The following is a 16,588-nucleotide window of genomic DNA, read 5'->3' on the forward strand; positions in this document are numbered from 1 at the left end:
GCTTAAGGCCAAGTATGGCTTACCGCTAGGCCTGAACGGTCAACCGATTACTGTTTTCAATCGATAAAAAAGCCCCGCCTGATCACTCAGGCGGGGCTTTTATGCATCGGGGGTAAGGCTGGCTTACATCATGCCGCCCATACCACCCATGCCGCCCATGTCTGGCATACCGCCGCCAGCCGAGCCTTCTGGTTTCGGCTTGTCAGCGATTGCAGCTTCGGTGGTCAGGATCAGGCCACCGATGGAGGCTGCAGCCTGCAGCGCGGAACGAGTCACCTTGGTTGGATCCAGGATGCCCATTTCGATCATGTCGCCGTAGACACCAGTCGCAGCGTTGTAACCGTAGTTACCTTTGCCGTTCTTGACTTCGTTGACTACAACGCTTGGCTCGTCGCCGGAGTTGGCAGCGATCTGGCGCAGCGGTGCTTCAACAGCACGACGCAGCACAGCGATACCGACGTTCTGGTCAGCGTTGTCGCCGGTCAGGTTGGTCAGGGCTTCCAGAGCACGGATCAGTGCAACGCCACCGCCAGGTACCACGCCTTCTTCAACGGCCGCACGGGTTGCGTGCAGGGCGTCTTCAACGCGGGCTTTCTTCTCTTTCATTTCAACTTCGGAACCAGCGCCAACCTTGATCACTGCAACGCCGCCAGACAGCTTGGCCAGGCGCTCTTGCAGTTTTTCACGGTCGTAGTCCGAGGAAGTCTCGGCAACCTGGGCACGGATCTGGGTGATGCGCGCCTGGATGTCCTGCTCAACGCCAGCACCGTCAACGATGATGGTGTTTTCTTTGGAGATGGTCACGCGCTTGGCGCTACCCAGGTTTTCCAGGGTGGCGCTTTCCAGGCTCAGGCCGATCTCTTCGGAGATTACGGTACCGCCGGTCAGGACGGCGATGTCCTGCAGCATGGCCTTGCGACGGTCGCCGAAGCCTGGAGCCTTGACGGCTGCGACTTTAACGATACCGCGCATGTTGTTCACAACCAGCGTCGCCAGGGCTTCGCCTTCAACGTCTTCGGAAACGATCAGCAGTGGACGGCCGGCTTTGGCAACGGCTTCCAGTACTGGCAGCATTTCGCGGATGTTCGAGATCTTCTTGTCGACCAGCAGGATCAGCGGGCTGTCCAGCTCGGCAACCATGGTCTCTGGCTTGTTGACGAAGTACGGGGACAGGTAGCCACGGTCGAACTGCATGCCTTCTACAACCGACAGTTCGTTTTCCAGGCCAGTGCCTTCTTCAACGGTGATCACGCCTTCTTTGCCGACTTTTTCCATGGCTTCGGCAATGATGTCGCCGATGGAGCTGTCGGAGTTGGCGGAGATGGTACCTACCTGAGCGATAGCCTTGGTGTCAGCGCATGGCTTGGACAGGTTTTTCAGCTCAGCAACGATGGCGATGGTCGCCTTGTCGATGCCGCGCTTGAGGTCCATCGGGTTCATGCCGGCAGCGACGGCTTTGTAGCCTTCGTTGACGATGGCCTGAGCCAGAACGGTGGCGGTGGTGGTGCCGTCGCCGGCGTCATCGTTGGCACGGGAGGCAACGTCTTTGACCAGCTGCGCGCCCATGTTTTCGAAACGGTCTTCCAGTTCGATTTCTTTGGCGACCGAAACGCCGTCCTTGGTGATGGTCGGAGCGCCGAAGCTCTTCTCGATGATCACGTTACGGCCTTTCGGGCCCAGGGTCGCTTTTACTGCGTCAGCCAGGATGTTGACACCGGTGAGCATTTTCTTACGGGCGGAATCGCCGAATTTAACTTCTTTAGCAGCCATGATCGATATTCCTTAAATACTTTGTAGTAACGGGAAAATGAGCGGGGAATCAGCCTTCCAGTACAGCGAGAATCTCGTTCTCAGCCATAACCAGCAGGTCTTCGCCGTCGACTTTCACAGTGTTGCTGCCGGAGTAAGGACCGAATACAACCTTGTCACCGACTTTAACGGCCAGCGCACGCACTTCACCGTTTTCCAGAGTCTTGCCTGGGCCTGCAGCGACGATCACACCGTGGTTGGCTTTTTCAGCAGCCGAACCTGGCAGAACGATACCGCCAGCGGTTTTCTTTTCTTCTTCGCTGCGACGGATAACGACGCGGTCGTGCAGAGGACGAAGCTTGCTCATTGTCGATCTCTCCTAATTGTAAGTTTCATCGGCCGGTATCAGTACCGGCGGGTGGTATTCCGGCGGTGCCGGTCGCGGTTCGCCAAGCGAAACGCGGAAGTCTGTCTGGTGTCGCCACCAGAAACCTTGCGGTGACCGTTACATAAGGGCGTATATGCTTATTACAAGGGCCGCAGATGAAAATTTTTGTGTCAGCAGGGCACCCGAAGGTGCCCTGCCAGGGATGGCGTTACTTGGAGTCGCGGTGCTCGAACTCACCTTCGATCACATCACCTTCACGCCCCAACGGCTGGCGAGGTGCCGGGCCACCACGAGGCTGCAGGTCATCGGCAAACGCACGCTGGCGGATCGCCGCTTCTTCGGCACGCTGGCGCAGCTTGCCTGCCAGCAAGCGCCGGGTGAATGGCAGCAGCAGGATCAAACCCAGCACATCGCTGACAAAACCCGGCACGATCAACAGGCCACCGGCCAAAGCCATCATCAAGCCTTCAAGCATGGTCTGGGCCGGCAACTCGCCGCGATTCAGGCTTTCACGGGCACGCAGTGCTGTGGCCAGGCCGGCGATACGCAGCACGAACACGCCGAGCATCGAGCCGAGAATAATCAGCAGCAGCGCCGGGAAAAACCCTATAGCACCGCTGACCTTGACGAATACGAACAGCTCCAGCACCGGAAACAGCAGAAAGAGCAATAAAAAAGGGCGCATCAAATGGTTCCTCAACGCAAGAATGCCTTGCTACTAGACCCTAGATGACGTCGCCCTTTCGTGAATTCAAGCTTGCGAGGTGGCTTTTTTCGGCCAAGCCTCGGCGTGAGCCAGGAAAACCAAGGCCTCGCGCACTTGTGTCGGCGTGTTGCAAGTATCCGCAAAGGGCAACCAGTGCAGGCCCTGACCGATGCGCAGGTGCATGCCTTCGCTGTCGATACCGGCCAGTTGCGCCGGCTCGGACGTCGGCAGGCCGGCCAGTTCGACATAGTGGGCGATGGCCTTGGTGTGATCGCTGTTCATGTGCTCGATCATGCTCAACTCGGCCTTGCCGGCGAACGGGTTGGCCAGGGTCAACTGATCGACCCAGTGGATCGCCCCAAAACCGCCGATGTAGCGATGCCGCACCGGCTTGAGCACCCAGAAATCGAAGTCATGGGCCTTGTGGTAGTTGGCCGAGTCCGGGAAATACCGGTAGTAGCGTTCGGCGGCGGCGGCAATGGCCGCCTCGTCCTCGAGCTTTTCGGCTTCGGCGAGATAGGTCAGGCGCCCGACAGCTTGCACATCATCAGCCTCGCGCTCGCCCACCAACAGCGAGCACTTGGGGTCTTTTTGCAGGTTGTGGGTGTGCTGGGCAATACGGCTGATCAGGATCAGCGGCCGGCCTTCGGCATCCAGGCAATAAGGCACCACCGAACCAAAGGGGAAGCCGGGCATGGCCTTGGAGTGGGTGGCCAGCGCCCCACGGTATTCCTTGAGCAGTAGTTCTCGTGCATTCTTGGCAACGTGGACGCTCAACTTATGACTCCTTCGATAAATTCCGTCAGAAAACGGACTGGGGCAACCGCTCAAATCTGCTCATAGGACATGCGAATGCATCTCAACGACAAAGTAATCATTATCACCGGCGGTTGCCAGGGCCTGGGCCGCTCCATGGCCGAGTATTTTGCAAGCAAAGGTGCCCATCTGGCACTGGTGGACCTCAATCAGGAAAAGCTCGATGCGGCCGTGGCTGCCTGCCAGTCCCATGGTGTCACCGCGCGCAGCTATCTGTGCAATGTGGCAGATGAAGACCAGGTGACTCATACCGTAGCGCAGATCGCCGAGGATTTCGGCGCGATCCACGGTTTGATCAACAACGCCGGGATCCTGCGTGATGGCCTGCTGCTCAAGGTCAAGGACGGCGAGATGACCAAGATGAGCCTGGCCCAGTGGCAGGCGGTGATCGACGTCAACCTGACCGGCGTGTTCCTCTGCACCCGCGAAGTGGCAGCAAAAATGGTGGAGCTGAACAACCAGGGCGCCATTATCAACATCTCGTCGATCTCCCGCGCGGGTAACGTGGGCCAGACCAACTATTCGGCGGCCAAGGCCGGCGTGGCCGCGGCGACGGTGACCTGGGCCAAGGAACTGGCGCGCTATGGCATTCGCGTGGCGGGTATTGCGCCGGGCTTTATCGAGACCGAGATGACACTGGGCATGAAGCCTGAAGCGCTGGAAAAGATGACTTCGGGGATCCCGCTCAAGCGCATGGGCCGCCCGGAAGAAATCGCCCATTCGGCGGCGTACATCTTCGAGAACGACTATTACACCGGGCGCATCCTGGAGTTGGATGGCGGGCTGCGGTTGTAACTGACACCGCGAAATCCCATGTAGGGCGGCTTGTGGGGGAGCTGGCTTGCCTGCGATAGCATCGCCTCGGTAATACTGAGAAACCGCGGTGGCGCTATCGCAGGCAAGCCAGCGCCTACATTCCAGTTACCAGGTCACGCCAAACCCTGCGGTGTAACGGGTCTTGCTCAGGTCGCTGTCCGAGCCGCCACTGATGATGTCGCGCTCGGCCTTGAGATTGAGCGAGGCCCATTCGGTGACTTTGTAGCGCAGGCCCATTTCGGCATCGAGGGCGTAGTCGGCCGGACCGGCCAGGGGTTTGCCCACTTCGCCGTTGGTGAAGAACTCCACGGTCTTGCCGATCAGGTAGCGGTTGTAGTCCCACTTCATGGCCAGGGAATAGAAGTTGTCCTTGCCGCCGTCCTGGTATTCATAGTCAGTGCGGTTGAGCAGCGAGCCCAGGGAGAACGCTCCCAGCTCATCGTCCCAGAACTGATAACCCGGACCGGTACCGACCGTGCGCTGGCGACGCAGGTCTTCAACCCTGTCGTGCTTGTACGTCAGGCGCCCCTGCCAGAACCACTGGTCGGTAATAAAGCGGTCCAGCGCGTACTCGGCGCTCCAGTTGTCGGTGGTGACCACATCGTTCTGGAATTCGCGGTTGTATTCGCCCTCGGCAATATGCCGCCACTTGCCGTGACGGGCGGTGGTCTTGAAGTCGATGTCGTAGTCGTCGGTGTCTTTTTCCGCACGCTTGTAGTCCAGCGCCACGTCGACATTACCCTTCCACACCAGATCCTCGATCACCGGTTTTGGCTTGATGATCTGCTGGATGCTGGCCAACTCCACCGTCTTGGGAGACTCGCCGTTGGCCAGGATCACCTTGCCGTCCTCGGCCGGGTGCAGGGACTTGGCCTTCTCGCCGGTGTAGGCGTCTTGCTTGACCAGCAGCTCCTGGTCGCTTTCCAGGGTTTTCACCTGTTTCCAGTCCACCGGGATCGCCCCGGCGTATTCAGTCTGGATCAACAGCTTGCCGCCGTCGAAAACCTTGATCTTGCCGGTCAGGCGATCACCGTTTTTCAACCAGATGGTATCGGCCAGCACAGGGGTAGAGGCAGTAAAAACAGCGAGGCACAGCAGGGTTCTGGACAACATAAGCGGTTACGGGGCTCAAGTTTGGCGAAAAAAGGGGCATTATCGGCGTAGCTGACGTCTTAGCAAGGACTGACTCAAGGTTTTCTATTGAGTTCAATTCTCAACGCCATCTTTACAGACGTTTCTTACATAGAAACGACTGATTTCAACCGAGCCAGCCAGAACTGTGAACGAGCCCGCCGAAACGCCGCAAACCCCGTCCGAAATGCGCCGTACTGCGCTGTACCTTACCTTGGCCCAAGTGCCCGAAGGCTGCGTGGTGAGTTATGGCGAACTGGCGCACCTGGCTGGACTGGGGCGTGCCGCACGCTTCGTGGGCCGCACCCTGAGCCAGCTCCCAGAGGGTTCGAAATTGCCCTGGCACCGGGTGGTCGCCGCCGGCGGTCGGATAAGTCTGCCGGCGGGCAGCGCTTCAGGTGATGAACAACGTGCGCGTTTGCGCAGCGAAGGTGTCAGTATCCTGAACAATCGCGTTGATATTCAGCGCCATGGCTGGCGCCCGGTAGAGCACAGCGGTTAGAGTGCGCGCTTTGTTTCCGTAAATCTGAGGCAGACTCCAGCCCATGCCCCGTAAAACCTGGCGCGCCGCGCTCGCTGCCTATGCCAGCCCCTCGACGTTAGTGCTGTTATTGCTCGGCTTTGCCGCCGGTCTGCCTTACATGTTGGTGTTCTCGACGCTCTCAGTCTGGTTGCGCGAAGCCGGTGTGGCACGCGAGACCATTGGCTATGCGAGCCTGATCGGCCTGGCATATGCGTTCAAGTGGGTCTGGTCACCCCTGCTGGACCAATGGCGCCTGCCGCTATTGGGCAAGTTGGGCCGTCGTCGTTCCTGGTTGGTGCTGTCCCAATCCCTGGTAATTCTCGGCTTGATCGGCATGGGCTTCTGCGACCCGCAGAAACACCTGTCCTGGCTGATCGCCATTGCCGTTATCGTCGCATTCGCCTCCGCAACCCAAGACATCGCAGTTGACGCCTATCGCCTGGAAATCGCCGATGACAGCCGCCAGGCCGCGCTGGCCGCCAGCTATATGTCCGGCTACCGCATCGCCGCCCTGCTGGCCACGGCGGGCGCGCTGTTCTTTGCCGAAGGCTTTGGTTCCACCGGCTTCAACTATAAGCATTCGGCGTGGACCGGCACCTACGTGCTGTTCGGCGTGTTGATGATCCCTGCCCTGCTCACCAGCTTTTTCATGCGTGAACCCGACGTGCCCCTGCGCACCCAGTTGCAGGCCGGGCGCTACACGTTTGCCCACCAACTGATGTCGGTGTTTGTGCTGATCGTCCTGCTGGTGTCGGTCCCGGCGATGTTCACCCAGTTGTACAACACCGATTTCGCCAGCGTACTGTTCGAAGGCGTAAGCCTGCTCGACCTGCTGCTGGAAGACCGCGCCTTCCTGCGCGCCATCCTCTATATCACCCTCACCGCCCTGTGCCTCTCGGCCATGGGCCGTCGAGGCCTGGCGCCGGTGCTGACGCCGGTCAACGACTTTATCCTGCGCTACCGCTGGCAGGCCCTGTTGCTGCTGGGGCTGATCGCCACCTACCGCATGTCGGACACGGTGATGGGCGTGATGGCCAACGTGTTCTATATCGACCAGGGGTTCACCAAGGACCAGATCGCCAGTGTCAGCAAGATCTTCGGCCTGATCATGACCCTGGTCGGCGCCGGCATGGGTGGCCTGTTGATCGTGCGATTCGGCATCCTGCCGATCCTGTTTATCGGTGGTATCACCTCGGCCGGCACCAACTTGCTGTTCCTGATGCTCGCCGACATGGGCGCCGACCTGCAGATGCTGATCTTCACCATTTCCCTGGACAACTTCAGCTCGGGCCTGGCGACCTCGGCGTTCGTCGCCTACCTGTCGAGCCTGACCAACCTGAAGTTCTCCGCCACCCAATACGCCCTGCTCAGCTCGATCATGTTGCTGTTGCCACGACTGATCGGTGGTTACTCGGGGGTCATGGTGGAAAAGTTCGGCTATCACAACTTCTTCCTGATCACCGCGATGCTCGGTGTGCCGACACTGCTGCTGATTGCCTTGCACTGGTACCAGGAAAGCCGGCGGATCCGTTTGAACCCGCCCGAAGAAGGCTGATACCTGTGGGGGTTGGCCCGCTCCCACGTGAAGCCAGCGCCCCACAGAAATCCAGTCACCACCTGATGCCTGTACTCTGGCGGCGACCGCCCGTACAATCCCAGGTCACTTCAAGTCCAAGCAACCGACAACGGCCTACCATGCGCACCAGTCAATATTTGCTCGCCACACAGAAAGAAACGCCTTCCGACGCGGTCGTGATCAGCCACCAGCTGATGCTGCGCGCCGGTATGATCCGCAAACTGGCCTCTGGCCTGTACACCTGGCTGCCCATGGGCTTGAAGGTGATGCGCAAGGTCGAAGCGATCGTTCGCGAAGAAATGAACGCCGCCGGCTCTCTGGAAGTATTGATGCCGAGCACTCAGCCGGCTGAACTGTGGCAGGAATCCGGGCGCTGGGAAGAGTACGGCCCTGAGTTGCTGCGCTTCAAGGATCGTCATGGTCGCGACTTCTGCGCAGGCCCGACCCATGAAGAAGTGATCACCGACCTGATGCGCAACGAGTTGAGCAGCTACAAACAGCTGCCCCTCAACCTGTATCAGATCCAGACCAAGTTCCGTGACGAAATCCGCCCACGCTTCGGCTTGATGCGTGGCCGCGAGTTCATCATGAAGGACGCCTATTCGTTCCACGCCGATCAGCCTTCGCTGCAGGTCACCTATGACCGCATGCACCAGGCCTATTGCAACGTGTTCACCCGCCTGGGCCTGAAATTCCGCCCGGTCGAAGCGGACAACGGTTCCATCGGCGGCGCGGGTTCCCATGAGTTCCACGTGCTGGCAGAGTCCGGCGAAGACGATATCGTCTTCAGCGACGGCTCCGACTACGCGGCCAACATCGAGAAAGCCGAAGCGGTGCCACGGGAAACTTCCCGTCCTGCGCCGGCTGAAGAACTGCGCCTGGTCGATACCCCAGACACCAAGACCATCGCGGCCTTGGTCGAAAAATTCAATCTGCCGATTGAAAAGACCATCAAGACCCTGATCGTGCATGCCGAGGAAGAAGGCAAGTTGATCGCCCTGGTGATCCGTGGCGACCACGAACTCAACGAAATCAAGGCTGCCCAGCAACCTGGCGTCGCCAGCCCGCTGGTCATGGCCTCGGACGCCGAACTGCGTGACGCCATTGGCGCCGGCGCCGGCTCCCTGGGCCCGCTGAACCTGCCATTGCCGATCATCATCGACCGCTCGGTCGAGCTGATGAGCGACTTCGGTATCGGTGCCAACATCGACGACAAGCACTACTTCGGCGTCAACTGGGAGCGTGACCTGCCGGTTCCAACCGTGGCCGACCTGCGCAACGTGGTGGCCGGTGATCCAAGCCCGGACGGCAAGGGCACCCTGGAAATCAAGCGCGGCATCGAAGTGGGGCACATCTTCCAGCTGGGCAACAAGTACAGCAAGGCGATGAAGTGCGAAGTGCTGGGCGAAAACGGCAAGCCGGTGACCCTGGAAATGGGCTGCTATGGCATTGGCGTTTCCCGCGTGGTGGCCGCTGCCATCGAGCAGAACCACGACGACAAAGGCATTATCTGGAGCGACACCCTGGCGCCGTTCCAGATCGCCCTGGTACCGCTGCGCTACGAAACCGAGCAGGTTCGCGAAGCCACCGACAAACTGTATGCCGAACTGACGTCCGCCGGTTTCGAAGTGCTGCTGGATGATCGCGACAAGAAAACCAGCCCGGGCATCAAGTTTGCCGACATGGAACTGATTGGCATCCCTCACCGGATCGTGGTCAGTGACCGCGGCCTGGCCGATGGCAATCTGGAATACAAGAGCCGGACCGAAGCCGAAGCCCAACCGTTGCCGGTGGCTGACGTGCTGCCCTTCCTTCAGGCGCGTATTCGTCGCTGAAAACCAGATCAAGAGAAGTCATGTTCAAGCGAAACACCAAAGCCCTGGGGGGCGCCGCCTTGTGCGGCGCCCTGCTGGTCAGCGGCTGCGCCAATCAAATGTCGCAGCGTAGCGAGCACGAGGAACGGATCGAGCGCAAGTTGCTCGACCACAGCCTGCAGATTGATGTCGGCGAACCCAAAGTACTTGAGCTGCCGCAACGCCGCGTGCGTATTCATGAACAGCGGACTTTCGAAGTCACTGAGTTTGAAGTCACGCGCCACTATGATCGCTACACGCCCTACCAGCCCTGGCGCGAACTCTATGAGATCCCGCTGGGTGCCGTGGCAGTAGTCGCGGGCGCCGGGGCCAACGTGGCGAACATCTTTGCCCTGGGCAACCTGCCCGACAGCATGACCCATGACTGGATCAGTTACGGCGTGGCCGGGCTCAACCCGTTCATGAACGTGCAGTCACACGGCCGGGCGCAGCAGAACCTGGCAGGCATCGACGAAATCCAGCGTGACCGCCGCCTGGAGTACACCAGCCTGCCGTGGAGCGAGCGACCGGTGCAGGTCAAGGCCGGCAAGCAGACCCACGAGATGACCACCGACCGCAATGGCGTCCTGCGCCTGAACCTGCTGGACAGCCCGTTTGCCGAGCAGGACCTGAGCCAGGTCCGCACCTTGCGGATCAGCATTGAAGATGCCCAGGACGACGTGCACTCGGACTCATCCCTGGCCATCAGCACCACTTTGCGCGGCAAGCTGCTGGAAGCCCATGCCTTGATCTACGACGACCTGGAGGATGACGAAGTCAGCCAATGGGTGCATCGGGTCAAGCGCTTGTCGGAACTGGGCCTGGAAGAAGAAGCCAGCGAACTGGAACAGAGCCTGATTGAACTGACGCGCAATGATCCGGAGTTGCAGCAGGAGTTTCTCAAGGCACTGACCCAGGATGGCGGCCGGCTGGTGGCTGACCCGGGTACCCGCTGAGGCAGCACTCAATGTAGGAGCGGGCTTGTGTGGGAGCGGGCTTGCCCGCGATAGCGGAGTGTCAGGTTAGATTTATTCGACTGACCCACTGCCATCGCGGGCAAGCCCGCTCCCACATAAGGCCCACCTCCAGCCGTCTACCAGGACAGCTCCAGCTGTTCATTGCCCATGCTCAAATCGAGCAAGCGCACACCAATCCCCAACAATCGCACCGGCTTACCCCCGCGATTGAACGCCTGGGTCAGCAACTGCCGGTAACTCTCCAGGTCCCGCCCTGCCCCCGCCTGTTCCAGGGTGGTCTGGGTAAAATCATGGAACTTCACTTTGACAAAGGGTTTACCCGGCCGATAACTGCTGTCGATACGCTGCATGCGCCCGGCCAGGGTCTCCATCAGCTCAGGGAGTTTTTCCAGGCAACTGGGCAGGTCCGGTAGATCGACATCGTAGGTATTCTCTACGCTGATGGATTGCCGGCGGCTGTCGTTATGCACCGCACGGTCATCAATCCCACGCGCCAAACTCCATAACCGCTCACCAAAACTGCCGAATTCCCGCACCAGCGCCAACTTGTTCCACTCGCGCAGTTGCAGGCAGTCCTCTATTCCCAGCCGCGCCAGTTTTTCAGCAGTGACCTTGCCGACGCCATGCAACTTGCTCACGGGCAGCGCCGAAACAAAGTCCTCCACCTGATCCGGGGTGATCACAAACAGTCCATTGGGCTTTTTCCAGTCGCTGGCGATCTTGGCCAGGAACTTGTTCGGCGCCACCCCCGCAGAAACCGTGATATGCAACTGATTGGAGACCCGCCGACGGATATCCTGGGCAATACGCGTGGCGCTGCCGCCGAAATGCGCGCAATCGGAAACATCCAGATAGGCTTCGTCCAGCGACAACGGTTCGATCAGATCGGTGTATTCACGGAAAATCGTGTGGATTTCTTTCGATGCTTCTTTATAGGCATCCATACGCGGCTTGACGATGGTCAGGTCGGGGCACAGTTTCAACGCATGGCGCGAGGACATGGCCGACCGCACGCCGTAGGCCCGCGCCTCGTAATTGCAGGTGGCGATCACCCCGCGCCGGTCCGCCGAGCCACCTACCGCCAGGGGCTTTTGCGCCAGGCTCGGGTTATCCCGCATTTCGATGGCAGCGTAGAAGCAGTCACAGTCGACGTGGATGATTTTGCGCTGCGTCATATAAAGAGAGGCGTGATCAGGACATAAAGTGGACGGATCGCCAGTATCGCATTCACACCTGTATATAGCACCAGTACTTTGAATCATCTGACAAAGCGGTAGGAAAAAGCCCGGATGAATTTATTTTCTCAATCGAAGAACACGCCCCAATAGAGCTGGAAGCCACGGCCAGACTGGCCGCAAACCCTTCCAGCAGTTGATTTGGAGAGCTAAGCGATTGAAGCACAAGCGCTTTTCTTTGAATCCGCGGTTGACACCGTGTCATTCCTCTGTAGAATGCCGACACACAGACGCGGGATGGAGCAGTCTGGTAGCTCGTCGGGCTCATAACCCGAAGGTCGTCGGTTCAAATCCGGCTCCCGCAACCAAACATCAAGAAAGGCTACTCGAAAGAGTGGCCTTTTTTGTGCGCGCAGGTTTTTGCCCTGCCGCCGGATGCAATATGCCGACGCAGTGAAAAGTCGTGTTCAATCGAGCACTTAGGCTAATTTGCAGTTATTTGGCCCTTTATGCCATTAACGGTTGACACCTCGTCGTTGCGCTGTAGAATGCCGCCCACAGACGCGGGATGGAGCAGTCTGGTAGCTCGTCGGGCTCATAACCCGAAGGTCGTCGGTTCAAATCCGGCTCCCGCAACCAAACATCAAGAAAGGCTACTCGAAAGAGTGGCCTTTTTTGTGTCTGACTGAAAAGTTCTTTTGAAACAATGGCATGGCATCTTTCAGGAAACCGCTCATGGGTTTCGGACTCCATCCAATTGCAGGCCATGCTCGAGTACCGAGCACACCCTTGCGCGACCAATGGACGCTGTCGCCGGCCCCGGTGATCCGCGTTACTATTTGTAATTATTTTGTACATAGGGATTGGTAACTTGGCTGGATACCCCCATCCTGTCGCGCACAATCCACGAGGTGATTGATGCGCGCCAATTCGTCTGAACCACAAGACACTGTCACAGCCACACAACCGATCACCCCCACCCGTCTGCGCTGGCTGGATCGGTTGAGCAAGTATCGTCAACCCATTGGGCTGGCAGTCACTTTGCTGCTGTTTACCATTGCCTTGATCGCTTGCCGCCACTTGCTCCTGGAGCTGGATCTTTACGCCCTCCACGACTCGATCCTGGAGGTGCCGCAGCCCGCCTTGCTGGGCGCCTTCGCCGCCGCGATCGCCGGTTTCATCATTCTATTGGGCTACGAATTTTCCGGCGCACGCTACGCAGGGGTAAAACTGCCGGCCAAGACTTTGGCCTATGGCGGCTTTACCGCGTTCGCCATTGGCAATGCGATTGGCCTGTCGATGCTGTCCGGCGGCTCGGTGCGCTACCGCTTATATGCACGGCATGGCATCGGGGCTTCGGAAGTTGCCCGGATGACGGTGTTTGCCAGCCTGGCCCTGGGCTGCGCCCTACCGCCACTCGCCGCCCTGGCCACCCTGAGCAACCTGCCCGCCGCCTCCAATGCCCTGCACTTGCCCGCAACGTTGCTCGGCGCAATCGCCGGTGCGGTGCTATTACTCTCGGTCGTACTGTGTATCGGGATTTATCGCCGTCGAACGCCAGAACAACCCTACCCCGACAACCTGCTAGTCAGAGTCGGCCGCCGCACCTTGCGCCTGCCAGGGCGCCGACTGACCTTCCTGCAATTGATCATCACCGCCCTGGACGTCGCCGCTGCCGCTACCGTGCTTTATCTGCTGCTGCCAGAAGCGCCGCCATTCGGTCCGTTCCTGCTGGTTTACCTGCTGGCGCTTGCCGCCGGTGTCCTGAGCCATGTACCAGGCGGCGTCGGGGTATTCGAAGCGATCCTGCTGGCCGCATTTGCCGACACGCTCGGCGCCGCGCCGCTGGCCGCCGCACTGCTGCTGTACCGCATGATCTACGTGGTGCTGCCGCTGTTGATCGCATGCATCTTCCTACTGATCAGCGAGGCTCAGCGTCTGTTCCAGACCCAGCAGAGCCTGCGGGTGGCCTCGGGCCTCGCGGCACCGGTGTTGGCCGTGCTGGTTTTTTTGTCCGGGGTGGTGCTGCTGTTCTCCGGCGCCACCCCGGAAATCGACTCACGCCTGGAAAACATCGGCTTCCTGATTCCCCACCGCCTGATTGACGCGTCGCACTTTGGCGCCAGCCTGATCGGCGTGCTGTGCCTGTTGCTGGCCCAGGGCCTGCGTCGACGCCTGTCGGCAGCCTGGATGCTGACCATGGTGCTGCTGCTGGTGGGCGCCCTGCTCTCACTGCTCAAAGGCTTCGACTGGGAAGAAGCCAGCCTGATGACCACCACCGCCGTGCTGCTGGCGATCTTCCGGCGCTCGTTCTACCGCGCCAGCCGCCTGACCGAGTTGCCGTTCTCGCCGCTGTATCTGGTGGCCAGCGTCTGCGTGCTCGGTGCGTCGATCTGGCTGCTGCTGTTTGCCTATCAGGATGTGCCTTATAGCCATCAACTGTGGTGGCAGTTCACCCTCGACGCCAACGCCCCGCGTGGCCTGCGCTCGCTGCTGGGCGCCGCAATCCTGTTGGTGATTGTCTCGCTGACCTGGCTGTTGCGCACCGCACGCCCGGTGATCCACCTGCCGAGCGCCGATGAGCTGGAGCGGGCCACCAAGATCCTGATGGCCTCGTCGCAACCCGACGGCGGCCTGGCCCTGACCGGCGACAAGGCCCTACTGTTCCACCCCAACGACGAAGCCTTCCTGATGTATGCCCGCCGTGGCCGTAGCCTGGTGGCGCTGTACGACCCGATCGGCCCGACCCAGCCAAGGGCCGAGATGATCTGGCAGTTCCGCGACCTGTGCGATATCCATCACGCCCGCCCGGTGTTCTACCAGGTGCGCGCAGAGAACCTGCCCTTCTATATGGATATCGGCCTGACGGCGATCAAGCTGGGCGAAGAAGCCCGGGTCGATCTCAAGCGCTTTGACCTGGAAGCCAAGGGCAAGGAGATGAAGGACCTGCGCTACACCTGGAACCGCGGGACGCGGGACGGCCTGTCTCTGGAAATCTTCGAGCCGGGGCAGGCGCCCATGGACGGGCTGAAAGTCATTTCCGATGCCTGGCTGACCGGCAAGAACGTGCGGGAAAAGGGCTTCTCCCTCGGCCGTTTCAGCGATGAATACCTCAAGCATTTTCGCATCGCGGTGATTCGCTTCGAGGGGCAGCCGGTGGCCTTCGCCAACCTGCTGGAGACCTACAGCCATGACCTGGCCAGCCTGGACCTGATGCGCGCGCACCCCGACGCACCAAAGCTGACCATGGAGTTCATGATGGTCGGCTTGATCCAGCATTATAAAAGCCACAACTATGCACGCTTCAGCCTCGGCATGGTGCCGTTGTCGGGCCTGCAACCGCGTCGTGGCGCACCGCTGACCCAGCGCCTGGGCTCGATGGTATTCCGCCGTGGCGAGCAACTGTATAACTTCCAAGGTTTGCGCCGCTTCAAAGACAAGTTCCAGCCTGACTGGGAACCTCGCTACATGGCCGTGCCCGCAGGACTTGATCCGCTGGTGGCACTGGCCGATACCGCCGCCCTGATCGCAGGCGGCTTGACTGGATTGGTGAAACGCTGATGATTCGACGCTCCTGGCGGTATGTATTGGCAGGTCTGGTGGTGCTGGCCCTGATCCTCGGTGGCGGCTACTGGTACTGGAATCGCCCTGCCCCCCAACCGACCCTGGAACAGTTGCCCCAGGCCGACGGCTCGAGCATGACCCGCGTAACACCGGGTACCCCCACCAAGGCCCGCGTAGCGGTCGCCGTGATGGCCGACGCCAGCCTGACCGATAATCAACTGATTGCCTTGAGCCAGGGCGGCAGCGCGCAGATCGTGCAAGTGATCCTGCCCAAGGAAGACTGCAAACTGCAGGAACAAGCCCTGCAAGCGGCGCTGGGCCAACTCAAGGGCCCGGCCACCCTGGTCAGCGGCATCGGCCCTGGCGCCGGCCTGGCCTGGCGCTGGCTGGCGACGCAGAACGACGACAAGGCCAACGCCATCTCGGTGGGCTTTGCCCTGGTCCAGGAAGGTTGCACGGACCCACTGCCCAAGACCGCCGCCCACGGCAACTGGCTGGTGGCCTGGAACGACAACCCCGACGACGAAAGCGCCAGTTTCGTACGCGACACCCCGCGTGCCACCACCAGCATCAGCGACTACGACATCAACTACCCGCAAGTGCTGAACAATGAACTGCGCAAGCAACTGGTGGGCTCGGACAATGGCGGCCTGGCGATCCCGGTGGTCGAAGTACCGGCCGGCCAGGCCAAGGACACCGTGACCCTGTTCCTCTCCGGCGACGGCGGCTGGCGCGACCTGGACCGCGACGTGGCCGGCGAGATGGCGAAGATCGGCTACCCGGTGGTCGGCGTCGACACCCTGCGCTACTACTGGCAGCACAAAAGCCCGGAACAGAGCGCCAAAGACCTGACCGAACTGATGCAGCACTACCGGCAGAAATGGGGCACCAAACGCTTTGTGCTGACGGGTTACTCGTTCGGTGCCGATGTACTGCCAGCTATCTACAACCGCCTGCCGGAAGCCGAACAGCAGCGGGTCGACGCCATTATCCTGCTGGCCTTTGCCCGCACCGGCAGCTTCGAGATCGAAGTGGAAGGCTGGCTGGGCAACGCCGGCAAGGAAGCCGCCACCGGCCCGGAAATGGCCAAGCTGCCAGCGGCCAAAGTGGTGTGCATCTACGGTGAGGAAGAAGTCGATGAGAGCGGCTGCACCGACAAGACCGCCGTGGGCGAAGCCATGAAGCTACCGGGCGGCCATCACTTCGACGAGAACTACCCGGCATTGGCCAAGCGCCTGGTGGATATCATCGAGAAGCGTCAGGTCAAGGCAGAGTAACGTCTGCTCCTACCGTAGATCCCATTGCAGGTTAATC

General features: G+C 60.2%; 13 protein-coding genes and 2 tRNA genes. 9 read left to right on the forward strand and 6 right to left on the reverse strand.

All coding sequences use genetic code 11. The features are described from left to right. Window positions 1–123: 123 nt before the first annotated feature. From groL to K1X80_RS22545, 4 genes are all read right to left on the reverse strand, one after another. Window positions 124–1,770, reverse strand: a complete 1,647-nt coding sequence (gene groL / locus K1X80_RS22530; protein WP_200659928.1) for a chaperonin GroEL — start codon at window positions 1,768–1,770, stop codon at window positions 124–126. Between the two features lie 49 nt (window positions 1,771–1,819). Further along, window positions 1,820–2,116 carry a co-chaperone GroES gene (groES, locus tag K1X80_RS22535; RefSeq protein WP_017846112.1) on the reverse strand — a complete coding sequence of 99 codons (297 nt, stop codon included), beginning with the start codon at window positions 2,114–2,116 and terminating at the stop codon, window positions 1,820–1,822. Window positions 2,117–2,345: 229 nt separating this feature from the next. Next, window positions 2,346–2,822, reverse strand: a complete 477-nt coding sequence (locus K1X80_RS22540) for an FxsA family protein (RefSeq protein ID WP_057439377.1) — start codon at window positions 2,820–2,822, stop codon at window positions 2,346–2,348. 66 nt (window positions 2,823–2,888) lie between these two features. Continuing rightward, window positions 2,889–3,620, reverse strand: a complete 732-nt coding sequence (locus K1X80_RS22545; protein ID WP_057958642.1) for a HugZ family protein — start codon at window positions 3,618–3,620, stop codon at window positions 2,889–2,891. A gap of 75 nt (window positions 3,621–3,695) precedes the next feature. Between K1X80_RS22545 and K1X80_RS22550 the strand changes: the two genes are divergently transcribed. Then, window positions 3,696–4,454 carry an SDR family oxidoreductase gene (locus K1X80_RS22550; RefSeq protein WP_057958641.1) on the forward strand — a complete coding sequence of 253 codons (759 nt, stop codon included), beginning with the start codon at window positions 3,696–3,698 and terminating at the stop codon, window positions 4,452–4,454. Window positions 4,455–4,580: 126 nt separating this feature from the next. On the opposite strand, the gene K1X80_RS22555 is transcribed toward K1X80_RS22550, so the two are convergent. Continuing rightward, complete coding sequence (locus K1X80_RS22555) at window positions 4,581–5,588, reverse strand: DUF481 domain-containing protein (RefSeq protein WP_057958640.1); 1,008 nt, start codon at window positions 5,586–5,588, stop codon at window positions 4,581–4,583. A 205-nt stretch (window positions 5,589–5,793) separates the two neighbouring features. On the opposite strand from K1X80_RS22555, the gene K1X80_RS22560 reads away from it, so the two are divergent. The 4 genes from K1X80_RS22560 (at window position 5,794) to K1X80_RS22575 (ending at window position 10,514) form a co-directional block, all read left to right on the forward strand. Continuing rightward, the gene (locus tag K1X80_RS22560; protein WP_178111897.1) at window positions 5,794–6,108 is read left to right on the forward strand and encodes an MGMT family protein; all 315 of its coding nucleotides are present in this window, start codon (window positions 5,794–5,796) and stop codon (window positions 6,106–6,108) included. Window positions 6,109–6,151: 43 nt separating this feature from the next. Further along, complete coding sequence (locus K1X80_RS22565) at window positions 6,152–7,684, forward strand: AmpG family muropeptide MFS transporter (RefSeq protein ID WP_057958638.1); 1,533 nt, start codon at window positions 6,152–6,154, stop codon at window positions 7,682–7,684. 140 nt (window positions 7,685–7,824) lie between these two features. Next, on the forward strand, window positions 7,825–9,540 hold the full coding sequence (locus K1X80_RS22570; RefSeq protein ID WP_220172515.1) for a proline--tRNA ligase: 1,716 nt from the start codon (window positions 7,825–7,827) through the stop codon (window positions 9,538–9,540). Window positions 9,541–9,560: 20 nt separating this feature from the next. Beyond that, window positions 9,561–10,514, forward strand: coding sequence for a hypothetical protein (locus tag K1X80_RS22575; protein WP_169989567.1), 954 nt, complete (start codon window positions 9,561–9,563; stop codon window positions 10,512–10,514). Window positions 10,515–10,651: 137 nt separating this feature from the next. Here the strand turns inward: K1X80_RS22575 and dinB are convergent, their stop codons facing one another. After that, window positions 10,652–11,710: a DNA polymerase IV gene (gene dinB, locus K1X80_RS22580; RefSeq protein WP_057958636.1), complete on the reverse strand. Its 1,059-nt coding sequence runs from the start codon at window positions 11,708–11,710 to the stop codon at window positions 10,652–10,654. A gap of 291 nt (window positions 11,711–12,001) precedes the next feature. Here dinB and K1X80_RS22585 point away from each other — a divergent pair. From K1X80_RS22585 to K1X80_RS22600, 4 genes are all read left to right on the forward strand, one after another. Beyond that, window positions 12,002–12,078, forward strand: a tRNA-Met gene (locus K1X80_RS22585). A gap of 194 nt (window positions 12,079–12,272) precedes the next feature. Further along, a tRNA-Met gene (locus K1X80_RS22590) sits at window positions 12,273–12,349 on the forward strand. Between the two features lie 279 nt (window positions 12,350–12,628). Then, entirely contained in the window at window positions 12,629–15,271 is a 2,643-nt protein-coding gene (gene mprF / locus K1X80_RS22595) for a bifunctional lysylphosphatidylglycerol flippase/synthetase MprF (RefSeq protein WP_220172516.1), read from the forward strand. Next, complete coding sequence (locus tag K1X80_RS22600) at window positions 15,271–16,551, forward strand: virulence factor family protein (RefSeq protein ID WP_057958634.1); 1,281 nt, start codon at window positions 15,271–15,273, stop codon at window positions 16,549–16,551. Before mprF ends, K1X80_RS22600 begins: the two co-directional genes overlap by 1 nt. The last annotated feature ends 37 nt before the right edge of the window (window positions 16,552–16,588 follow it).

Source organism: Pseudomonas sp. So3.2b, assembly GCF_019464415.1.
Classification (GTDB): Bacteria; Pseudomonadota; Gammaproteobacteria; order Pseudomonadales; family Pseudomonadaceae; genus Aquipseudomonas; species Aquipseudomonas shahriarae.

Excerpts from the sequence above, each read along its gene's own strand:
- K1X80_RS22550 (WP_057958641.1), top strand. The coding sequence starts at position 3,696 with ATGCATCTCAACGACAAAGTAATCATTATCACCGGCGGTTGCCAGGGC.
- K1X80_RS22560 (WP_178111897.1), top strand. The coding sequence starts at position 5,794 with ATGCGCCGTACTGCGCTGTACCTTACCTTGGCCCAAGTGCCCGAAGGC.
- K1X80_RS22600 (WP_057958634.1), top strand. The coding sequence starts at position 15,271 with ATGATTCGACGCTCCTGGCGGTATGTATTGGCAGGTCTGGTGGTGCTG.
- K1X80_RS22575 (WP_169989567.1), top strand. The coding sequence starts at position 9,561 with ATGTTCAAGCGAAACACCAAAGCCCTGGGGGGCGCCGCCTTGTGCGGC.
- K1X80_RS22565 (WP_057958638.1), top strand. The coding sequence starts at position 6,152 with ATGCCCCGTAAAACCTGGCGCGCCGCGCTCGCTGCCTATGCCAGCCCC.
- K1X80_RS22540 (WP_057439377.1), bottom strand. The coding sequence starts at position 2,822 with ATGCGCCCTTTTTTATTGCTCTTTCTGCTGTTTCCGGTGCTGGAGCTG.
- groL (WP_200659928.1), bottom strand. The coding sequence starts at position 1,770 with ATGGCTGCTAAAGAAGTTAAATTCGGCGATTCCGCCCGTAAGAAAATG.
- dinB (WP_057958636.1), bottom strand. The coding sequence starts at position 11,710 with ATGACGCAGCGCAAAATCATCCACGTCGACTGTGACTGCTTCTACGCT.
- K1X80_RS22570 (WP_220172515.1), top strand. The coding sequence starts at position 7,825 with ATGCGCACCAGTCAATATTTGCTCGCCACACAGAAAGAAACGCCTTCC.
- mprF (WP_220172516.1), top strand. The coding sequence starts at position 12,629 with ATGCGCGCCAATTCGTCTGAACCACAAGACACTGTCACAGCCACACAA.
- groES (WP_017846112.1), bottom strand. The coding sequence starts at position 2,116 with ATGAGCAAGCTTCGTCCTCTGCACGACCGCGTCGTTATCCGTCGCAGC.
- K1X80_RS22555 (WP_057958640.1), bottom strand. The coding sequence starts at position 5,588 with ATGTTGTCCAGAACCCTGCTGTGCCTCGCTGTTTTTACTGCCTCTACC.